Below are 22,413 nucleotides of genomic sequence, written 5' to 3'. Positions count from 1 at the left end.
GGAGTTGGCGGGGCCGGACGCGCATCGGCGCCGGGCTGCCGCGGAGGCGGTGGCGCGGTTGGGGTCGTCCGGGCGGGCCGCGGTGCCCGGGTTGGCGCGGATGGTCGAGGCCGGGTGCGTGTGGGAGCGGACGGCGGGCGCGGCTGCGCTGTGGCGGGTCGCCGGGGAGGTGGAGGGGGTGCTTCCGGTGCTGCGCTCGGCCTGGGTGGAGCATCCGGGTGTGCGCGGCGTTGTCGCCGCGTGTCTGGTCGACATGGGGGCGGCCGGGGCACCTCTGCATGATCTGGTGGCGGCCGAACTCGCCTCTCCGCGACGGCATTTGGTGCGGTCGGGTGGGCACGGGAGCCAGGACGTGCCGGCGGACGAGCGGTTGCTGGAGGTGTGCCGGGCGGTGCGGGCGGGGTGAGACGGGCGGGTCGAGGGCCCCTGCACGCGGTGCGCATGCCAGGGGCGCTCGGACGACTCCGGACCGGGGTCTTCAGCCCGTCTTGCGCCCCCACAGCGGGCCGAAGCGGGCCCACTCCTCGTCCCACTGGTCCATGCGCCGGCGTTCCAGGCGGATGCGCAGGGCCCGGGCGCTGATGAACGGGACGGCCGCCGCGCCCACTCCCAGGAGGGTGCCGATCAGTACGGCCCGCAACTGGGCCTGTGCCGCGCTGGCGGGCTTGGTGACCAGGTGGCCCTGCGGGTCGGTCCAGACGGTCACCGGAGTGCCTATGCCGCTGCCGGAGGGGACGCGTATCTGGCCGGTGTGCGAGGAGCCGTCCACGGCCGTCCAGCGGACCTTCGCCCAGAACGGTTCACCGCTCGTCCCCTGCGAGTTGGCCGGGGCGGGGCCGGGAGCGTCCTGGGTCACCAGGGCGACCACGGGCTTCCAGTCGACGCATTCCTGGGCCAGCTCGTGCTCGACGGACCGCGTCGCCGTCAGGCCGGCGAGCACCCCGACGAGGACGGTGATCAGCCAGGCGCCGAGCACGATCCACGACTCCACCGCATCGGCACGGCGCTTGAGCGGATTGCGCCGCCATCGCCACAGCCACACCTTCGGAACCCTCGGACCTCGGAACGCCATCGAAGGCATCCTCCTCATGAACGCACTGACATGCCGAACCGCCCTCCCATACGGGAGACGCCTCCCCGATGCTCACGACGAATACCCCGACTCGACGTTCCCATGACTGCCCGGACTCGCGCAGGCACTTCGCGTGAGACCCCCGCAGTTGCGCCCCGGAAGCCAGTTCCGACGCCCTGACCTGCGGTGATTCCGACTCCGGGGGTGACTGTCAGTGGTGGGGTGCAGACTGGCGGGTGATGGGGGCAAAGTCGCCAAAAACGCGGTGGAGGTGACCGGCATGACAGAGGTACTGCTCGCGGTGGGCACGCGAAAAGGCCTGTTCATCGGGCGTAGGCGGGGTGGGGTGTGGAAGTTCGACGAGAGTCCGTATTTCAACGCGCAGGCGCTGTATTCGGTCGCTGTCGACACCCGCGGCCCCACACCGAGACTGCTGGCGGGTGGTGACAGCTCTCACTGGGGTCCGTCCGTGTTCCACTCCGACGACCTGGGCCGCACCTGGGCCGAGCCGGCGCAGCCCGCGGTCAAGTTCCCGAAGGACACGGGGGCTTCGCTGGAGCGGGTGTGGCAGTTGCACCCGGCGGCCGCCGAACCCGACGTGGTGTACGCGGGCACGGAGCCGGCCGCGCTGTTCCGCTCCGAGGACCGCGGCGAGAGCTTCGACCTGGTCCGCCCCCTGTGGGAGCACCCCACACGTTCGCGGTGGGTTCCGGGCGGCGGCGGGGAGGGACTGCACACGGTCCTGACCGACGAGCGCGACCGGCGGGCCGTGACGGTGGCCGTCTCGACGGCCGGGGTGTTCCGCACGGGCGACGGGGGCGAGCGCTGGGAGCCCTCCAACTCCGGTGTCTCCGCGGTGTTCCTGCCGGATCCGAACCCGGAGTTCGGGCAGTGCGTGCACAAGATCGCGCAGGACGCGGCGACCCCGGACCGGCTGTATCTGCAGAACCACTGGGGCGTGTACCGCAGCGACGACGCGGGCGCGCACTGGACGGACATCGGCGCGGGCCTGCCGTCCACGTTCGGCTTCGCGGTGGCGGCCCACCCGCACCGCGGTGACACGGCGTACGTCTTCCCGATCAACGCCGACTCCGACCGGGTGCCCGCCGATCGCCGGTGCCGGGTCTTCCGTACGGCGGACGCGGGCCGGAGCTGGGAGCCGCTGTCGGCGGGACTGCCGGCCGAGGACCACTACGGCACGGTGTTGCGCGACGCGATGTGCACGGACGACGCGGACCCGGCGGGCGTGTACTTCGGCAACCGCAACGGCGAGGTGTTCGCGTCGGACGACGACGGGGACAGCTGGCGGCAGTTGGCGTCCCACCTCCCGGACGTGCTGTGCGTGCGCGCGGCGGTCCTCGCATGAGGACGGGAGCTTCCGGGACGGCAACTCCCAAGAGGGGAGGCCTCGTTCAGAGAAGTCGACGGTCCGGTCGTTCTCGGTCCGGCTTCGACCACCGGTTGATCGCCGGGCCCTGTACGGCAGTAGGGTGACGCCCGTGGCACCACGACCGTTGCATGAGATCGTCGAACCGGGCTGGGCGAAAGCCCTGGAACCCGTGACCGGACGCGTCGCCGAGATGGGGGACTTCCTGCGCGCGGAGATCGCCGCCGGACGCACCTACCTACCGGCCGGACCAAATGTTCTGCGGGCCTTCCAGCAGCCCTTCGACGACGTCCGCGTCCTGATCGTCGGGCAGGACCCGTATCCGACTCCGGGGCACGCGGTGGGGCTGTCGTTCTCGGTGGCCCCCGAGGTACGTCCGCTCCCGCCGAGCCTGCTCAACATCTACCGGGAGCTGAACACGGACCTGGGACTGCCCCAGCCGTCCAACGGCGACCTGACCCCGTGGAGTCAGCAGGGGGTGCTGCTGCTCAACAGGGCGCTCACCACCGCCCCGCGCAGTCCGGCCGCCCATCGCGGCAAGGGCTGGGAAGAGGTCACGGAGCAGGCGATACGGGCGCTGGCGGGGCGCGGCAAGCCGCTGGTGTCGATCCTGTGGGGCCGTGACGCGCGCAACCTCCGTCCCCTCCTCGGCGATCTGCCCTCGGTGGAGTCCGCCCACCCGTCCCCGATGTCGGCCGACCGCGGCTTCTTCGGCTCCCGCCCCTTCAGCCGCGCCAACGACCTGCTGGTCCGGCAAGGGGGACAACCGGTGGACTGGCGTCTGCCGTGACGGTTCCCTCCGGCGCACCGCCCGCGCCGGATGCCGTCGGCTGGTTCCTCGCCGTGGACTCCGGAGGCTCCGGGCTCCGTGTCGTCGTGGGCGAGGTCGGTGGTGGCCGGAGATCCGGCCCCCTCTCCTCAGGGGAACCCGTTCGGACCGGTGCTCGTGGGATCGACGCAGGGCATTTCATGGAGCAACTGGTCCCCATGGTGCGGGCGTTGACCGAAAAGGCCGAGGTGTCCGAGGTGTCCGAGGTGGGCACGGCGGTGATCGGGGCCGCCGGGCTCGCCACCCTCGGGGACGGGTTGCGAGCGGAGTTGCCGGGGGCGCTGGCCCGGGAGTTCGGGGTGCGGACGGTCGCGCTCGCCGCCGATGCGGTCATCGCCTATGTCGGCGCCCTCGGGGCGCGGCCCGGTGCCGCGGTGGCCGGCGGGACCGGGCTCATCGCGATCGGCACCGACCTCGCCGGATGGCGGCGGGCGGACGGCTGGGGGCATCTGCTGGGCGACTGCGGTGGCGGGGCCTGGATCGGGCGGGCCGGGCTGGAGGCGGCGCTGCGCGCCTACGACGGGCGGGACGGTGGTTCCGTAGCGCTGTTGAGCTGTGCCGAGGGTCAGTTCGGGGCGATGTCGGGGTTGCCGGGGCGGTTGTATCCGCGGTCGGACCGGGCCGCCGTACTCGCCTCGTTCGCGCCCCGCGTCGCCGAGTGCGCCCCGGACGATCCGGTGGCGGCCGGCATCCTGCGCGCCGCCGCCCGGCACATCGCCGAGTCCGCCGGCGCGGTCTGCCCGACCGGCGGCGAGCCCCACATCGCGCTCACCGGTGGCCTGTTCAAGATGGGCGAGGCTCTTCTCACGCCCCTGCACGAGGAGTTGGCGAAACGGCTGCCGTGGGCGCGGCCGGTCGCGGCGGAGGGTGATCCACTGGACGGTGCGGTGCGGATCGCGCGGGATCTCGCCGCGGGCGATCTCGTGCTGCCGTGTGACGACGTGATGTTGTCCGTGGTGGGTCCGGGCGAGCCCAAAGGGACAAGGTGATCACTTCTGATCCGTACGTAACTCATCAGACAAAACAGGACGGATACCGCTCACCTGCACCCTCCCCGAACAGGGATGCCCAGGAAGCCAGTAACATGCGTCGCCATGAGCTCCCCCACTGGGCCCGCGTCCGGCCTGCCAGTACGAATGCCGCGACCTCGCCAGCCCGGGCGGCACCGCCGACCCGAGCAGCTGGCGGCTCCCGAGGGCGCGCCCGCGCTTGTCCTCGCCGTGCCCGGCCCGGCGAGCGCCGCCACGCGCAGCCTCGCCGAGGAGGTCGTGAGCATCGCGCGCTCCGAGCTGCCCGGTCTCGACGGCCGCATCGGTTATCTCGACGGGGACGACTCCGAGTTCCCCACGTTGACGTCCGTGCTCGCGCGCGCGGCGGAGGAGCGCACCGCCCACTTCGAGCAGGCCAGGGCCGCCGGCGCCGATGTCAAGGAGCCCGACGGGCCGGTGGCCGTCGTGGTGCCGCTGCTCGCCGGTCCGGACAGCGCGCTGCTGCGCCAGGTTCGCCAGGCCGTCATGGACAGCCGGGTCGCGGCCGATCTGACCGATGTGCTCGGCCCGCACCCGCTGCTCGCCGAGGCGCTGCACGTGCGGCTGTCGGAGGCCGGTCTGGCCCGTGCCGACCGCGCCCGGCTGTTCACCGTGGCGACCGCCGCGGACGGCATCATCCTCGCGTCCGTGGGTGGCGAGGAGGCCGTGCAGGCGGCCGGTATCACGGGCATGCTGCTCGCCGCGCGCCTCGCCGTGCCGGTGATGGCGGCGGCGCTGGACCAGGAGGGTTCGATCGCGGCCATCGCGGAGCAACTGCGCTCCTCGGGGTCGCAGCAACTCGCGCTGGCGCCCTACCTGATCGGCCCCGAGATCGACCCGGCCCTGCTCCAGGACGCCGCCGCCGAGGCCGGCTGTGCCGCCGCCGAGGCGCTCGGCCCGTACCCGGCGATCGGCAAGCTCGCGCTCGCCAAGTACACGACGGCGCTGGGTATCGCCCCGCCGCAGCCGCAGGGCGCCCCGGTTCGCTGACCCACCTCGCACACGGAACGCCGTAGCGCCGAAAGGGCCCCTCCTCACGCGGGAGCGGGCCCTTCGGCATGTCATGGATGCGACCGCGGGCTCAGCCGAACACCACGCAGGACGCGGCGGGCACCTTGATCGCCCCGCCGCGTCGCGGGACGCCCGTCGCGGGGTCGACGGCGAACCAAGTGACGTCGCCGGAGCGCTCGTTCGCCACGTACAGGTGGCCGCCGGACTCGGTGAGGGCGCGCGGCCAGTGGCCCTCGCAGGGCACCGTCCCGACCAGCCGCAGCGCCTCGCCCTCGACGGCGAGCACGGACAGCACGTCCTCGCCGCGGGTCGCCGTCCACACGAAGCGGCCGTCCGGCGAGGTCACGATGCCCGAGGGGTAGGCGGCGTCGCCGTCCGGGGCGCCCGGCAGGACCGAGGTCTCGGTCAGCGGCTTCAGCGAACCGCTCCCGGCGTCCCAGCGGCAGACGGTGACGGTGGGGGTGAGTTCGTTGAGGACGTAGGCGAGAGTGCCGTCCGGATGGAAGGCCAGGTGGCGGGGGCCCGAGCCGGGCCTGAGGGCGATCTCGCGATGCAGTACGGGACGGCCGTCCTCCAGCGTGCACACCCGCACGGAGTCGGTGCCGAGATCGACGCTGACCGCCCAGCGACCGCTCGGGTCGGGCTGGACCTGGTGGGCGTGCGGAGCGTGCTGGCGCTGTTCGTGCGGGCCGGAGCCGGTGTGCCGGAGCTGTCCGGAGGAGCGGCTCCCCAAGGTGCCGTCCGGGCGGACCGGCACCGCCGTGACACTGCCGGAGCCGTAGTCGGCGGTCAGGACGTGCCCCGCGAACAGGCTCAGGTGGGTCGGTCCGGCGCCGACGCGTACCGGTGCCCCGAGCGGCTCGGGCTTGTCGTCGGTGACGCGGTACGCGGCCACCGCGCCCTCGGCCGTCTCGCTGACGGCGTAGAGGATGCCCCCGTCGGGTGCCAGCGCGAGATACGAGGGGTCGGGAACGCCGTCGACACCGCTCAGGACGGTCAGCGCGCCGCTGTCCGCGTCCACGGCCGCCGTGACGACACCCGGGCCGCCCGCCGCCGTGAACGACCCGATGAAGGCCCGCCGTCCCCGCCTGCCGCCGTCTGCCACCGCTGTCCCCTCTCGGTCATTGCTCCGGTCCGTACGCCGGTCACTGCACCGGTACGCACTCCGGCCACTGCTCCGGTCCGTACTGTCGGGGGTGACGGTAGCAGTCGATCATGACCGGTCTAGACCAAAGTGCCGAGTCTGTTTCAGCGGAGGGGGTGCCGGACGGTGCGCGCGGGTCGTGCGGGGCCGCCGCCTCCGCGCGGCCGGACCGGCTCAGACTCCGACGAGCCGCGAACCGGACCGCGCACGCAGCGGCTGCGCCAGTTCCGCAAGGGCGCCTTCCGGGGTCCGGAGATGCGCGGGCGTCGTTCCGGCGGGCGGCCAGGCCTCGGTGGTCGTGAGGCTCGACGCGTCGCCCTCCATGAGCACCTCGCACCCCGCCTGGACGAGCAGGCAGGCGGCAACCAGGCGCAGGTCGCGGACGTACGCCGCCTCCGCGCAGCCGGACGACCGGCTCACGCTCCGACCAGCCGCGAACGAGCCCGTGCCCGCAGCGGCTCCGCCAGTTCCGCGAGGGCTCGTTCCAGGCCGTGGAGGTGGGCCAGTGCGGGCTCCGTGGGTGGGCCGGCGGCGGCGGTCGTGAGGCGGGTGGTGTCGCCGTCGGTGAGTGACTCGACCGCGGACTCGACGCGCCAGCACGCGGCGGCCAGGCGGGCGTCGTGGGAGGCCTCGGGGTCGGCGGCCACGGTGGCCAGGCCGCGGATCTCGCGGGCGCAGTCGTCGAGCAGGGCCAGTACTCGGCGGGCGCGGCGCTTGCGGCCGAGCATCGGGTTCAGCGGGTGCACCAGGGGTGCGACGGAGAGCCGTACCCGGCCGAGGAGTTGCTCCAGTTCGGCGACCCGTCCGGTCGGGTCGGCCGTCGGGGAACCGGCCAGGCGCGCGGCGGCCTCGGCGGTGCAGGTGTGGACGCAGCGCAGGGCGCGTTGGATCCAGGCGTCGGTGGTGGTGTGGGTGGTCACCGGGAGGACGAGCAGGACGGCCAGTACGGCGCCGAGCGCGCCGACGCCGGTCTCCGCGAACCGCAGCGCCAGCAGGGCGGGGTTCAGGACGCCGAGGAGGCCGTAGAGCAGCTCTGCCAGCAAGGTCACCGAGAGCATCATCCATGTGTAGGAGACGGCGGCCGAGTAGAAGATCAGGAAGACGCACGCGGCGACCAGGATCGCGGTGGGTACGGGGGCGCCGTGGACCGGTACGGCGACGAACAGGCCCAGGGCGATGCCGAGGACCGTGCCGAGGACGCGGCGGAAGCCGCGGACCACGGTCTCGCCGCGCGAGGCGGTGTTGACGAAGATCCACCAGGTGGCGCCGACGGCCCAGTACCAGCGCTGCCCGGACACCAACTGGCCCACCACGAGCGCGAATCCGGCACCGGCGGTCGCCTGGACGGCCTGCCGGGTGGTCACACGGGCCAGACCGCGACCGGCAGTTGGTGCGGGTACGGCGGTCGGAGGCAGCCGGTGTTCGTAGCACCAGAAGCCGAAGCGGACCGTCGCCGCGGTGAGCACGGAGAGGGCAACTGCCGCGTACAGCCTGGGCAGTTGGTCGGTGGTCGCGTGCAGGAACTGAGCCACGAAGAAGGTCATGAACGCGAAGACGCCGAGGCTGTGGCCGCGTGGTCCCCAGCGGCGGACGTAGACGCCGGCGCCGACCACCGCGAGGAAGGTCAGGTCGCGGGCGACGGGGTGCTCGTGCAGTTCAGCCGCGGCGGCGAGCACCGGCAGGCCCACGCAGGGCAGCAGCGCGGTGGTGACGGCCTGCCCGCGCACGGTGGTGTCCGTCACCGTGAACAGGGCGAGCAGCGCGGCGAGACCGCCGGTCACGGTGCCCGCGAGGGACTGCCCGGTCAGCTCGCACACGACGACCGCCAGGCCGATGCCGAGAACGGCCCGCGCGGCGAACCGCAACCGCGTCCGCCCCGGGTCCGGAGCCACGAACACCCGCTTCAGCACTGCTTCCCCGCCCCTTGCGCACGCCCATACAAAAAGGCGCCGCGGAGGTCCGCAGCGCCATCGACCCGCCCATCACAGCACCTTCTGACAGGCTGGCTCAAGTGACCTCCGGATCACTGGACCATTGGCCCAGCCAATTGCGACAGGACCATTGGTACAGTCAGGTCTCATGAGCGTGGACGAACTCGACACCCGCATCCTGAGGCTGCTCCTGGAGCAGCCGCGTACCAGCGTGCGCGAGTACGCCCGGCTGCTCGGCGTCGCGCGCGGCACGCTCCAGGCGCGGCTCGACCGGCTGGAGCGGGACGGGGTGATCACCGGCACGGGCCCCTTCCTCTCCCCCGCCGCGCTCGGGCACCCGGTCCTCGCGTTCGTGCACATCGAGGTCACCCAGGGGCATCTCGACGAGGTCGGGGACGCGCTGGCCGCCGTACCGGAGATCGTCGAGGCGTTCTCGATCACCGGGGGCGGGGATCTGCTCACCCGGGTCGTGGCGCGGGACAACGGTCATCTGGAGGACGTGATCCAGCGGCTGATCAGCCTGCCCGGGGTGGTCCGCACCCGGACCGAGATGGCGCTGCGCGAACGCGTCCCGCACCGTCTGCTGCCGCTGGTGGAGGCGGTCGGCCGCGCGGCCGGGAAGTGAACCCTCCGCGTCCCTCCGCGTCCCTCTGCATCCCCTCCGCTGCCCGACCTGCGCGCCCCTTGGCATCCTGATCCCATGAGCAATCCCGGCGGCCTCTCGGTCATCTTCGATCTCGACGGAACACTCGTGGACAGCGAGCCGAACTACTACGAAGCCACCCGGCAGACCCTCACCGAGCACGGCGTCCCGGACTTCACCTGGGAACAGCACGAGCGCTGCGTCGGCATCAGCACCCAGGAGACCCTCGTCCTCCTGAAGGAGCGCCACGGTCTGAAGGCGCCGGTGGAGGAGCTGCTCGCGGAGACGAACCGGCGTTATCTGGCGCTGGCCCGGGCCGCCACGCGCGTGCACCCGGAGATGCGGAAGTTCGTGGAGCTGCTGGCGGCCGAGGGGGTGCCGATGGCCGTGGCCTCGGGTTCGTCACCGGAGGCCATCGAGGCGATCCTGACGGGCACCGGGCTCGACGCGTCGTTGCGGACGGTGGTCTCGGCGGACGAGGTGGCGCGGGGCAAGCCGGCGCCGGACGTCTTCCTGGAGGCCGCGCGCCGGCTCGGGGCGGCTCCGGCCGACTGTGTGGTCCTGGAGGACGCGACTCCGGGCGCTGCGGCGGCGCACGCGGCCGGGATGCGCTGCATCGCGATCCCGTACGTAGCCGCACAGGCCGACGCCCCCGAGTTCGCGACGGCGGGGCTGCTGCTGCGGGGCGGCCAGGCGGAGTTCAGCGCGCAGGGGGCGTACGACTGGCTGACGACGGGCTGACCTGACGTCCAGCGCGGCGGGAGAAAGCCTGCGAGAAACCCGAATGCGCCCGCTTGTTCGGTTCTGGGACCATGCCGGAATGATCGACCGACTCGAACCGCTGGTCCTCCGGCACACGTTCCGCGTCCCTCTCCCCACGGCTCCCTCCGGTGAAGGCACCACGGCTCCCGTCGGTGAAGGCTCCGCCGCTCCCGCGGGTGAGGACGCCACGGCCTCCGCGGGCCAAGGCGCCGTCGCCGCGCGGCAGTTCGACGCCGCGCTGCTCACCGTGGGCTTCAAGCTCTCCACGGAACTGACGGAACGACTGTCGGCGCTGCCCGAGGAGACGGTCGTCCGTATCGCCGGACGCACCCTGCGGACCGTCCGCGAGCTCGTCGGCGATCATGTCCGGCACAACGCCTACTTCATCAACTTCCCGAAGAACGTGCCCTCCACCGAGGACTTCTGGATGAAGTGCCTTCTCGACGCGCTCGGCGACGAGAAGACCCGGGACGGGACGCTGGCCCAGATGTGGACCGGCGTGGTGAACCTGCTCAGCCTGCCGACCTACGGCCGGTACCAGCACACGTACGCCGAACTGCTCGCTGCGCAGGACGAGTTGATCGCGGCGGCCGGCGACCGGATCACGGTGCTGCACCCGGGCGGCGACCTGGCCGACGAACTCACCGCGCTCTACCTGGCGTTGGCCGGCAGCACCACACCCCTGGGCGAGGAGCACCAGAGTGATCTGCGGGCCCTGGCCGAGCGGTGCGCCGAGGGACCGCAGCCCGAGGCGATCCCGGTCCGGGAGAACCGCGCGCTGGTCAACCAGGCCCGCCTGAAGGTCGGTTCGGACCTGCTGCTGGACACCGTCACCGATGTGCTGCGGCTGGCCTGCGCCCTGTCGGACGGCGATGTGTCGCTGCTGGCGCCGACCCGCTTCCGTTCGCCGTCCCGCCCGGTGCGGCGGGCGCTGCTCGCCGCGCTGGACTCGGTGGTCGCGGCGTCGCCCGCCAAGCTCGCCGACGTGGCCGTGCACCGCGAGGCGTGGAAGCGGCTCGGTGAGCGGCTGCACCCGCACGAGTACCCGCACCGGCCGCACGCCGCCGAGGTGTTCGCGGTCGCGCGCGGCGAGCGGAAGGCACCCTCGTTCGACGGCCGCGTCGAGGAACTCCTCGCGGCGGACGACCTGTTGGGGGCGGTGGCGCTGCTGAGGTCCGCGCCCGGCAAGCTCTTCCGCGCGCTGGACCGGCTGCTGCGCACGGCGCGCACGCAGGAGGAGCGGGACGCCGTGGTGGCCGCCGCCGAGCAGGTCGCGCCCGAGGTGTCGGGCCGGGTCGTGCTGTCGGTGCGCGAGCATCTGCACAACAGGGCCCGGGAGACCGGGGAGTTGCGGGTCTTCGTGAACGGGCGCGGGCGGGCCTGGGTGACCGACGACGAGCGGACGGCCGTAGGACCGGTGGAGCGTGATCGGCTGATCGCCGTGCTCGACGACGAGACGCGGCGTCGACTGCCTTCTCCTGAGCGGCTGTTGGTCGATCCGGAGGTGCTGGACGTGGCGCTGCCGTTGAGCGGGAAGGCGACGGCCGCGGGGCTCGGGGTGCTGCCGCGTGGATCGTTGTCGGCGGTGGAGGGCGAGTTGCTGCGCTTCTTCGTGTACTGGAAGGAGACCGAGCGGCGTACCGACTTCGACCTGTCGGCGCTGATGCTCAACGCCGACTACTCGACGAACACGTGGTTGTCGTACACCTCGCTCACCGAGGTCGAGGGCGAGCACTCGGGTGACATCACCGAAGCGCCGGACGGTGCCTCGGAGTTCATCAATCTGCGGCTGGGTGCCGTGCGCGGGGCGTTCGTCGTGCCGCAGGTCAACATCTTCTCGGGCGAGGGCTTCGAGGAGGTCGAGGAGTCGTTCTTCGGGTTCATGCTGCGCGAGGGCGAGCAGCGGGGGCGGCCGTTCGAGCCGCGCACCGTGCGGATGAAGTCCGAGCTGCGCGGTGCGGGCCGGGTCGCGCTGCCGTTGGTGTTCCTGCGCGGGGACGACGGCGGCTGGCGGGCGAAGTGGCTGCACCTGTATCTCAAGGGCAGCCCGTCGGCGAACCGGGTGGAGGAGAACCGGGTGACGGTGGCGACGCTGCTGCGCGGCATCGTCGAGCGTGAGCAGCTCACCGTGCGCCATCTCGTCGGGCTGATGACCGGGGAGGGGACCACGGTGACGCTGTGGGACGGCGAGACGGTGCCGGACGGGCCGGTCACCTACATCGGTCTGCGCCGCCCGGACGAGCTGCCGGAGGGTTCGCTGATCGTGACTCCCGAGAATCTGCGCGACCTGATCCCCGCCTGACTGATAGCGTCGGTCGCGGCGAGGCCATGAACGGGCTTCCTTCTCAATCCTTCCTGCAAAGAATCCAGTCCGTTCGCTTTCCTCGCCCTCGACGTTCCGTGAGGGGTGCCCCTAAGGCGCCCCTCACGTTCTTTTTCCGCCCAAACCTCACTTCACCCACTTGTGGGACAATCCTCTATGCGCGGACGAAAGGCCACTTCAGTGAGCGGAACGAACGACGGGTCGGGCTACGCAGGCCTACGGCTCGACCGCACCGGTCAGGCCGAGGCCTTCGACGCCATCGGGGACCGGTACGACGAGGCCTTCCCGCACAAGGAGGGCCAGATCGGAGCGGGTGCCTGGCTGATCGAGTCACTCGCCCCGGGCTCCCGCGTCCTGGACCTCGGCTGCGGTACGGGCGTGCCGACCGCCCGGCAACTGGCCGACGCGGGTCTCGAGGTCGTCGGCGTGGACCTGTCCGCCGGGATGGTGGAGCTGGCCCGGGGGTACGTCCCCACCGCCACGTTCCACCAGCTCGACCTCGCGGAGCTGCGCCCGGGCGGCCCCCGTGACCTGGGCCGTTTCGACGGCGTCGCCGCGTTCTTCTCCCTGCTCATGCTTCCGCGCGCGGAGATCCCGCTCGCCCTGCGCACGATCCACCACCTGTTGACCCCGGGCGGACTGTTCGCCCTGTCGATGGTGGAGGCCCATGTGGACGACTTCGCGATCCCCTTCCTCGGCCACACGATCAGGGTCTCCGGCTATCTCCTCGAAGACCTGCACAAGATCCTCGACACGGCCGGCTTCGACATCGTGAAGGAGACCTCCTACACCTACGCCCCGGCGGTCGCGGACGTCCCGCCCGAGGAACAGGTCTTCCTGTGCTGCCGACGGCGCGACTGACGCCGTAGCACCGACACGGCGGCCATCGCCGCACCAGTGGACGGGACGAAGCGTGTGACGGAGCACCCCAGCCCTCGCGAAGGCCCCGCCGGATCCGCCCGGCGAGGCGTCTCGGCGAGCGGCCCGGCGCCCGTCGTACCGCTCGGTCGCACGCCTGTCCGGCACATGGACCGGCTTCAGTACCTGGATGTGGCCACCCGGCGGATCGCCCGCGGGATGGACCTGGACGAGACCCTGCGGGAGCTGCGGTGGGCGGCGGTGCCCGCCTTCGCGGACGCCATCGTGATCCATCTGCACGATCCGCTGCCCGTCGGGGACGAGAAGTCGCCCACGCCTGTCGTGCTGCAACTGCACAGCGTCGACCGGGCGCCGGAGGCCAGGACCGCGCTGCTGATGCCGCACGCCGAGTACGGGGACGTGACCGAGCGGGTGCAGCCGGTGCTCGACGGCCGGCTCGCGAAGCTGCTGCTGGCCGGGCAGCCGGCCTTCGGTGACACCCCGGGCATCGACCTCGCGGTGACCGAACTGCTGGGACCCGCGGCGAGCGCGCCGGGGACACTGCCGCCGGGCCGCCGGCTGATCATCGCCCCGCTGCACGGCCGCCACCACGTCATGGGCACCGTCGTCCTGCTGCGCCGCCCCGACCGCTCCGCGTTCAGCGCCGACGACCTGCTCGTCGCCTCGCAACTGGCCACCCACACCGCCATCGGCGTCCAGAAGGCGGTGATGTACGGCCACGAGGCCTCCGTCGCGGACACCCTCCAGCGCACGATGCTCCCGTCCTCGCTGCCCGAGCCGACCGGCATCCGACTGGCCAGCCGCTATCTGCCCGCCTCGAAGACCGCGCAGGTCGGCGGCGACTGGTACGACGCGATACCGCTGCCCGGCAACCGGGTCGCGCTGATCGTCGGCGACGTCATGGGCCACTCCATGACCTCCGCCGCGATCATGGGCCAGCTGCGCACCATCGTGCAGACCCTCGCCGGTCTCGACCTGCCCCCGCACGAGGTCCTCCACCACCTCGACGAACAGGCCCAGCGGCTCGGCAGCGACCACATCGCGACCTGCCTGTACGCGATCTACGACCCGATCTCGCACCGCCTGCTCATGGCCAACGCCGGCCATCCGCCCGCCGTGCTGCTGCGCCCGAACGGCCATGCCGACGTGCTCCAGGTCCCGCCGGGCGCGCCGATCGGTGTCGGCGGTGTCGTCTTCGAGTCCGTGGAGATGCCGGCGCCCACCGGCACCACCCTGGTCCTGTACACCGACGGCCTGGTCGAGTCCCGGGACAGGGACGTGGGGACGGGTGTCGAGGCCCTGCGCTCACACCTGCGCGCCACCCCGCACCGACACCGTCACTCCTCGCTGGAGCGGCTGTGCGACCGGATCCTCACCGCGCTGGCGCCGGGCCCCCGCGACGACGACATCGCGCTGCTCACCGCCCGCTTCGAGGGCTTCCCCCCGGACAGCGTCGGCTACTGGCACCTCGACCCCCACCCGCTCACCGCCGGCCAGGCCCGCCGGCTGACCCGCAGGGTGCTGCGCCGCTGGGGCCTGGACACCCTGGTGGACACAACGGAGCTCCTGGTCGGCGAGGTCGTCACGAACGCCGTGCGGTACGCCTCGCGCCCCATCTCGCTACGGCTGCTGCGCACCGACGTGCTGCGCTGCGAGGTGACCGACGACTCGCCGCAGGTGCCCCGGATGCGGGAGGCGGCACCCGGCGACGAGGGCGGCCGGGGCCTGTTCCTCGTCGACCGGCTCGCGCAGCGCTGGGGAGCGACACGGCTGAGCACGGGCAAGGTCGTGTGGTTCGAGCAGCAGATGCCGAAGGACCCGCCGTATCACGGGAGTTGACGACCAAGCGGACGTGGATGGGGAGTTGGGGCTCAGACCGGTCCAACTCCCGTGCCGCCCTTGAGGCGTTCGAGGTCGGAGGGGCGGACCTGGATCACGACGACGGCGATCAGCGCGGCGACGACGGTGAAGATCGCCGCCATGACGAACGCGGCCGAGACACCGGCGGTGAGGACGTGATCGCCCCAGGTGCCCGGGAGTTGACCCGTGTGCCGGAAGCGCAGGCGCTCGGCCGGGGTCGCCTGCGACAGGAACGCGGGGATCTGATCCCTCGCCTCGTTGCGGCTGGCCGTGCCGAACATCGTGACCAGGATGGACAGTCCGAGCGAACCGCCCACCTGCTGCATGACGTTGAGGAGTCCGGAGGCCGCGCCGGTCTCCTGGACCGGGACGTCGGACAGCGCCATCAGGGTCAGCGACACGAACTCCATGCCCATGCCCAGGCTGAACACGAGCATCGGGCCGAGGACACTGCCGAGGTACGTGGAGTGGACGTCCGTCAGCGTCAGCCAGGACAGGCCGCCCGCGGCGAGGATCGCGCCGACGACCATGAACGGCTTGGGGCCGTAGGTCGGCAGGAACCGTGAGGCCAGGCCCGCGCCGACCGCGATCACGGCACTGACCGGCAGGAAGGCGAAGCCGGCCATGAGCGGGCTGAAGCCCAGCACGTCCTGTACGAAGAGCGTGAGGAAGAAGAACATGCCGAAGATCGCGGCGGCGAGACAGAGCATGATGCCGTACGTCCCGGCCCGGTTGCGGTCGCGGAACATGTGCAGCGGGGTGATCGGCTGCCGGGAGCGCCGCTCGACCAGCACGAACAGGGCGAGCACGACCACGGCCGCACCGAACGAGGTCAGGGTGAGCCAGTCGCTCCACCCCTCCTGCGCGGCCCGGATGAAGCCGTACACCAGCAGCACCATGCCCACGGTGGAGGTCAGCGCGCCGGTGAGGTCGAAGTGGCCGGGATGGCGTTCGGACTCGCGGATCCAGCGCGGGGTGGCGAGGACGATCAGCAGTCCGATCGGCACGTTGACGAAGAGCACCCACCGCCAGTTCAGCCACTCGACCAGGATCCCGCCCATCAGCAGTCCGATCGCGCCGCCGCCGGCCGAGACACCGGCGAAGACCCCGAACGCCCGGTTGCGCTCCGGGCCTTCACGGAACGTCGTGCTGATCAGGGCGAGCGAGGTCGGCGAGGCGATGGCACCGCCGACGCCCTGGAGGGCGCGGGCGGCGAGGAGTTCGCCGGAGTTCTGCGACAACCCGCCGAGCAGGGAGGCGAGGACGAAGAGCAGCACGCCGAACACGAACACACGCCGCCGGCCGAGGATGTCACCGGCCCGACCGCCGAGCAGCAGCAGACCGCCGAAGGTGAGGGTGTACGCGTTGACGACCCAGGCCAGGCTGGTGGTGGAGAACCCGAGCGAGCTCTGGATGTGCGGGAGCGCGATGTTCACGATGGTGATGTCGAGAACCACCATGAGTTGGCAGGACGCGATGACCAACAGCGCCATCGTGCTTCCACCACCGCCCGGTTCCCGGGTGGTGGTCTGCGCTGCGGAGGCTTGCTGAGGACTGCTGCTCATGGCGTTTCGCACTCGCGAGAAGTCAGTGAACGGCTCCGTCCACTAGATGCTCACCGTTCGACGGTACGCCCGCCCCCTGCTCCCCACCACTCGATCATCGGGACCCCAGGCACTAGGTTCACACATGACAGGACATGGGGAGAAACCATTGGTGACCGAGGTCGTCGTCGACGGACGGACGCTGTCCTACGGCGATGTCGTCGCCGTCGCCCATCATGGTGCCCAAGTCGCCCTGGCCGACGGGGTGTTGTCGCGTCTGGCGGGCGAACGGGCCGTCGTGGACGACGTGGTCGACCGGCAGGTGCCGACCTACGGCCTGACGACGGGGCTCGGCGCCCGCTCCTCCTACGCCCTGCCCCGCGCGGAACTGGACGCGTTCAGCGTCCGCACGGTCCGGGGTCGGGCGAACGCGGTCGGCGATCCCCTGCCGGTCCCGGTCGTACGGGCGGCCCTCGTCGCCCGGGTCAACGGCCTCGCGGGCGGCGGCAGCGGAGTGCGGCCGGAGATCGTACGGCTGCTCGTGGAACTGCTCAACGCGCGGGTGCACCCGGTGATCCCGGAGGTGGGCTCGATCGGCGCGTCCGACCTGTGCCAGCTGGCACACGTCGGCCTGGTCGTCATCGGCGAGGGCAGCGCCGAGTACGACGGCGAGCGTCTCGACGGCGCCACGGCCCTGCGCCGAGCAGGTCTCGCCCCAGCTCGTCTCGGCCCGAAGGACGGCCATGTCCTGTGCAGCGCGAGCCCGTTGGCGGCCGGCCTCGGCGCCCTCGCCCTGCACGAGACGGCCGCGCTCCTCACCCTGGCCCAGGCGGTCACGGCCCTGACCTACGAGGGTTTCCGGGCGAACACCAGCCCGCTCGACGCCCGGGTGCTGGCCCTGCGCCCGGCTCCCGGCCAGTCCCGCGCGGCGACCGAGCTGCTGTCCCTGCTGACCGGGGGCGAGTTGACCGACCCCCGCAACGCCCGCCGGGTCCAGGACCCGGTCAGCCTGCGGTGCGCCGCGCAGGTGCACGGCACGGGGTACGCGGCGCTGGCGTTCACGGACGCGGCGCTGCTGCCGGAGTTGAACGGGTGCGGGGACAATCCGGTGGTACTGCCGGGCGGTGTCGTCGGGGGTGGCATGCAGGGGGTGAGCAGTGCCGGGGACATTCGCGAGGAGCCGCCCGGCCCCGGCGAGATCCTCTCCTCCGGCAACTTCCACACCCCCGCCCTCGCCCTCGCCTACGACACCCTCGCGCTGGCCCTGACCCAGACCGCCGCCGTCTCCGCCGAGCGCATGCGCAGGTTGCTCGAACCGGCCGTCAGCGGGCTGCCCGCGAACCTCTCGCCGTACGGTCCGGAACGCTCGGGTTTCGCGCCGCTGGTCAAGACGGCGCAGGCGCTCGTCGCCGAGGTGCGGATGCTGTCCGTGCCGGTGTGCACCGATCCCCGGCAGGGCGCGGACGCCGTGGAGGACGACTCGACCAACGCGGCACTCGGTGCCCGGCGGTTGACGACGATGCTCGGGCGACTGCGTCAACTCCTCGCCGTGGAGGCCGTGGTGGCCGCGCAGGCCGTGGATCTGGCGGCGCCCGCCGCGCTGGGGCGAGGTCCCGAGTTCCTGTACCGGGCCATCCGGAAGGTCGTGCCCACCCTGACCGAAGACCGCCCGCAGGGGGTGGACGTGGAGACGGTGAGCCGCGACATCCTGGGATCCGACGACGTCCGCAGCACTCTGAACTCCTGGGCGAAAGAAGCGACATGACCAACGTCGACGTACACCAGCATCTGTGGACCCCCTCGCTGGTGACGGCGCTGCGCGCGCGCCGCGAACCGCCCTACCTGGACGGCTGGACGCTGTTCCTGGACGGTGAACCGCCCTTCGAGATACCGCCCGCCGACCACGACATCGACCGGCGCGCGGACCTCGCCGCCGCCGACGGTCTCGGCCGCGTGCTGGTCTCCCTGTCCGCCCCGATCGGCGTGGAGTGGCTGCCCGAGGCGGAGGCACGGCCCCTGCTCGACGCCTACCACGACGGCGTGGCGGCGCTGCCCGAGCCGTTCGGGGCCTGGGCCGCGGCCTGCGTACGGGACATCGACGCGGACGCGACCGCCAAGGACCTCGACCGGGGCTTCGCCGGCCTCCAGCTTCCCGCCGACTCCCTTGCCGACAATGCCGGTTACGCCCGCTGCGCCCCGCTCCTCGATCTGCTCGAAGAACGCGACCTGCCACTCTTCGTCCACCCGGGACCCGCGGTGGGCTCCTCGGCGGACCCCGCCTGGTGGCCCGCGACGGTGCCGTACGTCCAGCAGATGCACGCCGCCTGGTACGCCTTCCGCGCCTTCGGCCGGCCACGCCATCCACGCCTCCGGGTCTGCTTCGCCCTGCTGGCCGGACTCGCCCCGCTGCACGGCGAGCGACTCGCGGCCCGGGGCGGACAGCAACAGAAGGGCGACCAGGGCGTGTTCGTCGAGACCTCGTCCTACGGCCCGACCGCCGTCGAGGCGACCGTGCGCGCCCTCGGCGTGAACGCCGTGGTCCAGGGCTCGGACCGCCCGTACGCGGAGCCTCCCTACCATCCGGGGTACGGCCTCGGCGGCGCGGCGGCGTACGCCTTCCGCATCGCCAACCCGAGAAGACTGCTGACCGGACAGGGGTGACACGGGCCGACGTGACGAACCGTCAGTTCGCCGCGTTCATCAGGTCGAGCGCGCTCTGCTGCCGGGCCGCGTCGGTGGAGTCCACCGGTCCGGCCCAGTGCAGCCCGTACGCGTCAAGGGAGTTGCGGTCGCTCGCGTACGCGGTGTCGGCCTGGCGCCGGATGTAGGTGGTGTAAGGGCGGTCGGACAGTCGGGAGTTGAAGGCGCCGAGGCCCCGGATGTACGCGCCCTTGAAGGACGGCCCGTCACCGCCGCAGCCGCTCGTCTCGCACGGCTCCCGCAGGATTCCACCGGAGTTGAGGGCCGTCGACGTGGTCGAGGCGTCACCGATCTGACGGCCGGTGGTGAGGAGAGCGGAGTCCCCGGTCGCCCGGTACAGCTCCGAAAGTCCGCCGAGCAGCACGCCCTGGTTGTACGACCATGTCGTGTCGCCGTTGTTGCCGCAGGTCGCGAGGTTGATGCCGTCGTTGACGAGATGGGAGCCGTTGATCATGCCGGTGCCCTTGAACCACGACCACTCGGCGTTGGCCCGGCCGAGATACGTCGTGTCGCCCGCGATGCGGTTGTGCAGGGCCGCGTTCAGCTCCAGGTAGAGGGAGTTGGCGATGGCGTTCTTGTACGTCTTGGCGGTGCTCCACCACACTCCCCCGCCGCACGTGCCGTCCCAGTACCGCGCCATGTAATCGGCGTCCGCGCGCGCGGTGTTGAGGTAGCGGCTGTCACCGGTGAGGTCGTACGCGTCGACCCAGGCCAGTCCCCACCAGCCGGTGTCGTCGATGTAGTCGTTGGTGAAGTTGCCTCCCTGGGCGGAGAGGTTGCGGTCGTAGGTGGTGGCGACGGCGTACTTGTAGCTGCCCATGCCGGTGACGCGGATGTTGTCGATGAGTGCGGTCAGCGCGTTGGCCGAGTTCCACCAGCCGGTGGTGTCGAACAGGCCGGTGCCCAGGTTGTACGACTGCATCAGCGCGGTGGCGGCGGCAGTGGGGCGGCTGCCCGCGTTCCACGTCGTCCGGGCCCAGGGTGTGCAGGCGATCTCGGCCCGGTCCCCCGCCTTGCCGCAGGCGCGCAGGGCACCGACGCCGAGGGCGTTCCAGTCGTCGACGTTGGACATCAGGGTCCGCCAACCTCCTTGCCCCGCAGGGATGGTGGTGTCGCCGAGCTTGCTGCCCGAGCTCCAGGTACGGCCACCGTCGAAGGAGCGGTCGAGCCAGACCTCGTCACCGGGGCTGCCGTTGGTGATGGAGGCCCAGCCCATCGCGTCGGTGTCGTCGAAGTGCAGGGAGATGGCGCGGGAGTAGATGGTGGCCGACACCGGCTGACGATCGCCCGGGGACAGGGCCGGATCGCGGGCGTCGCAGTACTTGTTGCAGATCGTCGCCTCGGCGGCGGCGGTCGCGACGCCGGTGGAGACCGGCATGAACAGGGCCAGGGCGGCGATCATGCCGGTCCCGACTCGCGTGATGCGTCTTGCTGTTGAGGTCATGCCGGCTCCATCGAGGTGGGGGGAAAGGGAGCGGTCAGCCCAGACGCCATTGCTGGTTGGCGCCGCCGTTGCAGGACCACAGCTCCAGCGCGATGCCGTTGACGTTCCCGGCGGGCTGGTCGCCTCCGGTGACATCGAGGCAGAGGCCCGACTGGGTGCCGGTGACGGTGCCGTTGGGGTTGAGGCTCCACTTCTGGTTGGCGCCGCCGTTGCAGGTGTAGAGCTGCACCTTGGTGCCGTTGCTCGTCTGGTTGTTGTAGGCATCCAGGCACTGGGTGCCGCCGTAGAGCCGGAGTTCACCGGCGGCGGTGATGGTCACGGCCTGGTTGGTGCCACCGCCGCAGTCCCAGATCTCGATCTTGGTGCCGGGGGTGGTCTCGCCGTTGTAGGCGTCGAGGCAGCGGTTGGAGGAGGCGCCGACGAGGGGGTGGGTGGTGCCGACGCTGGTGCCGCTGCCGGTGGAGACCCGGTACATGACCGAGCCGTGGCCGGGGACGCTCGCCGAGATGGCGCCGGTGGTGCCGCTGATCACGTGCGACCAGAGGTTGTTGAGCCGGTACGAGGACGCCGAGGGGAGGCCGGCCGCCGTCGCGGAGGTGGTGACGGTGGCCGCCGAGGAGTTCTCGTTGAAGAGGACCACGGACACATCGCCGTTGGCGAGAGGCTTCGAAAGGACGTGCAGGCCACCGGAGTTGGAGATCTCGGTGCCCTGCTTGCCCAGGGAGTCCTGGTCCACGGCGATGACGTCCTTGTTGCCGTACAGGGAGAGGGTGGCGGCGGTGGCCTTGCGCAGGTCGGTGCCCGCGATCAGGGGTGCGGCCATCTCCGACCAGAGGCTGAAGTGGGAGCGGTCCTCGGTGAACGACAGGCCGTTGCCGACCTCCAGCATGTCGGGGTCGTTCCAGGCGCCCGGCTTGGCGTAGGCGGCGAGCTTGACGTTGGCCTTGTAGATCGACACCACGGTCGAGAAGTTGACGTTGATGTCGCCGGTCGTGCGCCAGCTGTTGCCGACGCCCGCTCCCCAGGTCCACACGTCGGCGAGGCCCCAGTTGCAGAGGCTGTAGACGATCGGGCGGCCGGTGTTGGCCAGCGCGTCGCGCATCGCGGTGTAGCGCTGCTGGTCGGGCACGTTCTGGTGGTTGCAGTTGTCGTACTTGAGGTAGTCCACGCCCCAGGCGGCGAAGCTGTTGGCGTCGGTCTGCTCATGACCGAGGCTGCCGGGGTAGCCGGCGCAGGTGGCGGTGCCGGCGCTCTCGTAGATGCCGAGCTTGAGGCCCTTGCCGTGGACGTAGCCGGCGGTGCCGCTGATGCCGTTCGGGAACTTGACCGGATCGGGGACGAGTTGGCCCGCCGCGTTGCGCGCCGAAGTCATCCAGCAGTCGTCGATGTTGACGTACTGGTACCCGGCGTCCTTCAGCCCTGAGGAGACGAGGTAGTCGGCGGTCTGCTCGACGAGTTGCTCGGTCACGTCGCAGCCGAAGGCGTTCCAGTCGTTCCAGCCCATCGGAGGCGTCCTGGCGAGGCCGTTGTCGAGGGCCCGCGCGGGCGGCGCGGCGCGCAGCACCAGCAGGGCCGGGACGAGGGCCAGCAGCAGCACCATCGTGAGGGCGACGCTCAGACGTCTCCTGAAGAGCGACGGAACGGTCATGTCGAGGTCTCCTGCTTCGCCGTGTGGGGCCGGACGAGCTCACCTTTGGAAACGTAACCATCGTGAAGGTTCCATCAGCGCGACCGCACCGTCAATGGTCCGGACCTAAATGCCCCGGGAGTGAACTACCCGTGTCGTCCGAGGCGTTGACGACCCCATGAGTCGATGACAACGTTTCCCCCACCCGCACCCACCCGCACCCTTGGAG

18 protein-coding genes and 1 pseudogene are annotated in these 22,413 nt (G+C 71.6%); 12 read left to right on the top strand and 7 right to left on the bottom strand.

Annotated elements, in window-relative coordinates; translation table 11 throughout:
- Positions 1-406: pseudogene (locus JHN63_RS25745) on the top strand (HEAT repeat domain-containing protein); the annotation flags it as partial.
- A gap of 72 nt (positions 407-478) precedes the next feature.
- Here JHN63_RS25745 and JHN63_RS25740 read toward each other — a convergent pair.
- Positions 479-1,072: a hypothetical protein gene (locus JHN63_RS25740; protein ID WP_200684733.1), complete on the bottom strand. Its 594-nt coding sequence runs from the start codon at positions 1,070-1,072 to the stop codon at positions 479-481.
- Between the two features lie 214 nt (positions 1,073-1,286).
- On the opposite strand from JHN63_RS25740, the gene JHN63_RS25735 reads away from it, so the two are divergent.
- The 4 genes from JHN63_RS25735 to JHN63_RS25720 all read left to right on the top strand — a co-directional run bounded on the left by JHN63_RS25735 (position 1,287) and on the right by JHN63_RS25720 (position 5,306).
- Complete coding sequence (locus JHN63_RS25735; RefSeq protein WP_200684731.1) at positions 1,287-2,438, top strand: sialidase family protein; 1,152 nt, start codon at positions 1,287-1,289, stop codon at positions 2,436-2,438.
- A gap of 133 nt (positions 2,439-2,571) precedes the next feature.
- The gene (locus JHN63_RS25730; protein WP_200684730.1) at positions 2,572-3,249 is read left to right on the top strand and encodes a uracil-DNA glycosylase; all 678 of its coding nucleotides are present in this window, start codon (positions 2,572-2,574) and stop codon (positions 3,247-3,249) included.
- The gene (locus JHN63_RS25725; protein ID WP_200684729.1) at positions 3,246-4,277 is read left to right on the top strand and encodes an N-acetylglucosamine kinase; all 1,032 of its coding nucleotides are present in this window, start codon (positions 3,246-3,248) and stop codon (positions 4,275-4,277) included. The genes JHN63_RS25730 and JHN63_RS25725 overlap by 4 nt, the downstream gene beginning before the upstream one ends.
- 105 nt (positions 4,278-4,382) lie before the next feature.
- On the top strand, positions 4,383-5,306 hold the full coding sequence (locus JHN63_RS25720; RefSeq protein ID WP_200684728.1) for a sirohydrochlorin chelatase: 924 nt from the start codon (positions 4,383-4,385) through the stop codon (positions 5,304-5,306).
- 91 nt (positions 5,307-5,397) lie between these two features.
- On the opposite strand, the gene JHN63_RS25715 is transcribed toward JHN63_RS25720, so the two are convergent.
- The 3 genes from JHN63_RS25715 to JHN63_RS25705 form a co-directional block, all read right to left on the bottom strand.
- Entirely contained in the window at positions 5,398-6,432 is a 1,035-nt protein-coding gene (locus JHN63_RS25715) for a lactonase family protein (RefSeq protein WP_200684727.1), read from the bottom strand.
- 213 nt (positions 6,433-6,645) lie between these two features.
- A complete protein-coding gene (locus JHN63_RS25710; RefSeq protein WP_200684726.1) occupies positions 6,646-6,891 on the bottom strand; it encodes a hypothetical protein in 246 nt (81 codons plus the stop codon).
- The gene (locus tag JHN63_RS25705) at positions 6,888-8,381 is read right to left on the bottom strand and encodes an FUSC family protein (protein ID WP_200684725.1); all 1,494 of its coding nucleotides are present in this window, start codon (positions 8,379-8,381) and stop codon (positions 6,888-6,890) included. Before JHN63_RS25705 ends, JHN63_RS25710 begins: the two co-directional genes overlap by 4 nt.
- A 169-nt stretch (positions 8,382-8,550) precedes the next feature.
- Here JHN63_RS25705 and JHN63_RS25700 point away from each other — a divergent pair, with 169 nt between their 5' ends.
- The 5 genes from JHN63_RS25700 (at position 8,551) to JHN63_RS25680 (ending at position 14,848) form a co-directional block, all read left to right on the top strand.
- A complete protein-coding gene (locus JHN63_RS25700; protein WP_200684724.1) occupies positions 8,551-9,027 on the top strand; it encodes an Lrp/AsnC family transcriptional regulator in 477 nt (158 codons plus the stop codon).
- 75 nt (positions 9,028-9,102) lie between these two features.
- Entirely contained in the window at positions 9,103-9,786 is a 684-nt protein-coding gene (locus JHN63_RS25695; protein ID WP_200684723.1) for an HAD family phosphatase, read from the top strand.
- A gap of 79 nt (positions 9,787-9,865) precedes the next feature.
- Positions 9,866-12,109 carry a TerD family protein gene (locus tag JHN63_RS25690; RefSeq protein ID WP_200684722.1) on the top strand — a complete coding sequence of 748 codons (2,244 nt, stop codon included), beginning with the start codon at positions 9,866-9,868 and terminating at the stop codon, positions 12,107-12,109.
- A gap of 201 nt (positions 12,110-12,310) precedes the next feature.
- The gene (locus tag JHN63_RS25685) at positions 12,311-12,991 is read left to right on the top strand and encodes a class I SAM-dependent methyltransferase (RefSeq protein ID WP_200684721.1); all 681 of its coding nucleotides are present in this window, start codon (positions 12,311-12,313) and stop codon (positions 12,989-12,991) included.
- 165 nt (positions 12,992-13,156) lie between these two features.
- Positions 13,157-14,848, top strand: coding sequence for a SpoIIE family protein phosphatase (locus tag JHN63_RS25680; protein WP_234477686.1), 1,692 nt, complete (start codon positions 13,157-13,159; stop codon positions 14,846-14,848).
- Between the two features lie 32 nt (positions 14,849-14,880).
- Here the strand turns inward: JHN63_RS25680 and JHN63_RS25675 are convergent, their stop codons facing one another.
- Positions 14,881-16,362: an MFS transporter gene (locus tag JHN63_RS25675; protein WP_200684734.1), complete on the bottom strand. Its 1,482-nt coding sequence runs from the start codon at positions 16,360-16,362 to the stop codon at positions 14,881-14,883.
- A 223-nt stretch (positions 16,363-16,585) separates the two neighbouring features.
- On the opposite strand from JHN63_RS25675, the gene hutH reads away from it, so the two are divergent.
- Together hutH and JHN63_RS25665 are read left to right on the top strand one after the other, a co-directional pair.
- A complete protein-coding gene (gene hutH, locus JHN63_RS25670) occupies positions 16,586-18,178 on the top strand; it encodes an aromatic amino acid lyase (RefSeq protein ID WP_307781981.1) in 1,593 nt (530 codons plus the stop codon).
- The gene (locus tag JHN63_RS25665; RefSeq protein ID WP_200684717.1) at positions 18,175-19,074 is read left to right on the top strand and encodes an amidohydrolase family protein; all 900 of its coding nucleotides are present in this window, start codon (positions 18,175-18,177) and stop codon (positions 19,072-19,074) included. Before hutH ends, JHN63_RS25665 begins: the two co-directional genes overlap by 4 nt.
- Before the next feature lie 22 nt (positions 19,075-19,096).
- On the opposite strand, the gene JHN63_RS25660 is transcribed toward JHN63_RS25665, so the two are convergent.
- Together JHN63_RS25660 and JHN63_RS25655 are read right to left on the bottom strand one after the other, a co-directional pair.
- Positions 19,097-20,557, bottom strand: a complete 1,461-nt coding sequence (locus JHN63_RS25660) for a glycoside hydrolase family 76 protein (protein ID WP_200684716.1) — start codon at positions 20,555-20,557, stop codon at positions 19,097-19,099.
- A gap of 34 nt (positions 20,558-20,591) precedes the next feature.
- Positions 20,592-22,205 carry a ricin-type beta-trefoil lectin domain protein gene (locus tag JHN63_RS25655; RefSeq protein WP_200684715.1) on the bottom strand — a complete coding sequence of 538 codons (1,614 nt, stop codon included), beginning with the start codon at positions 22,203-22,205 and terminating at the stop codon, positions 20,592-20,594.
- Positions 22,206-22,413 lie beyond the last annotated feature (208 nt).

The organism is Streptomyces sp. MBT65 (genome assembly GCF_016612545.1).
Taxonomy (GTDB): domain Bacteria; phylum Actinomycetota; class Actinomycetes; order Streptomycetales; family Streptomycetaceae; genus Streptomyces.
Note: the sequence above shows the minus strand (reverse complement) of the source record. Positions and strands in the feature narration are given on the sequence as shown.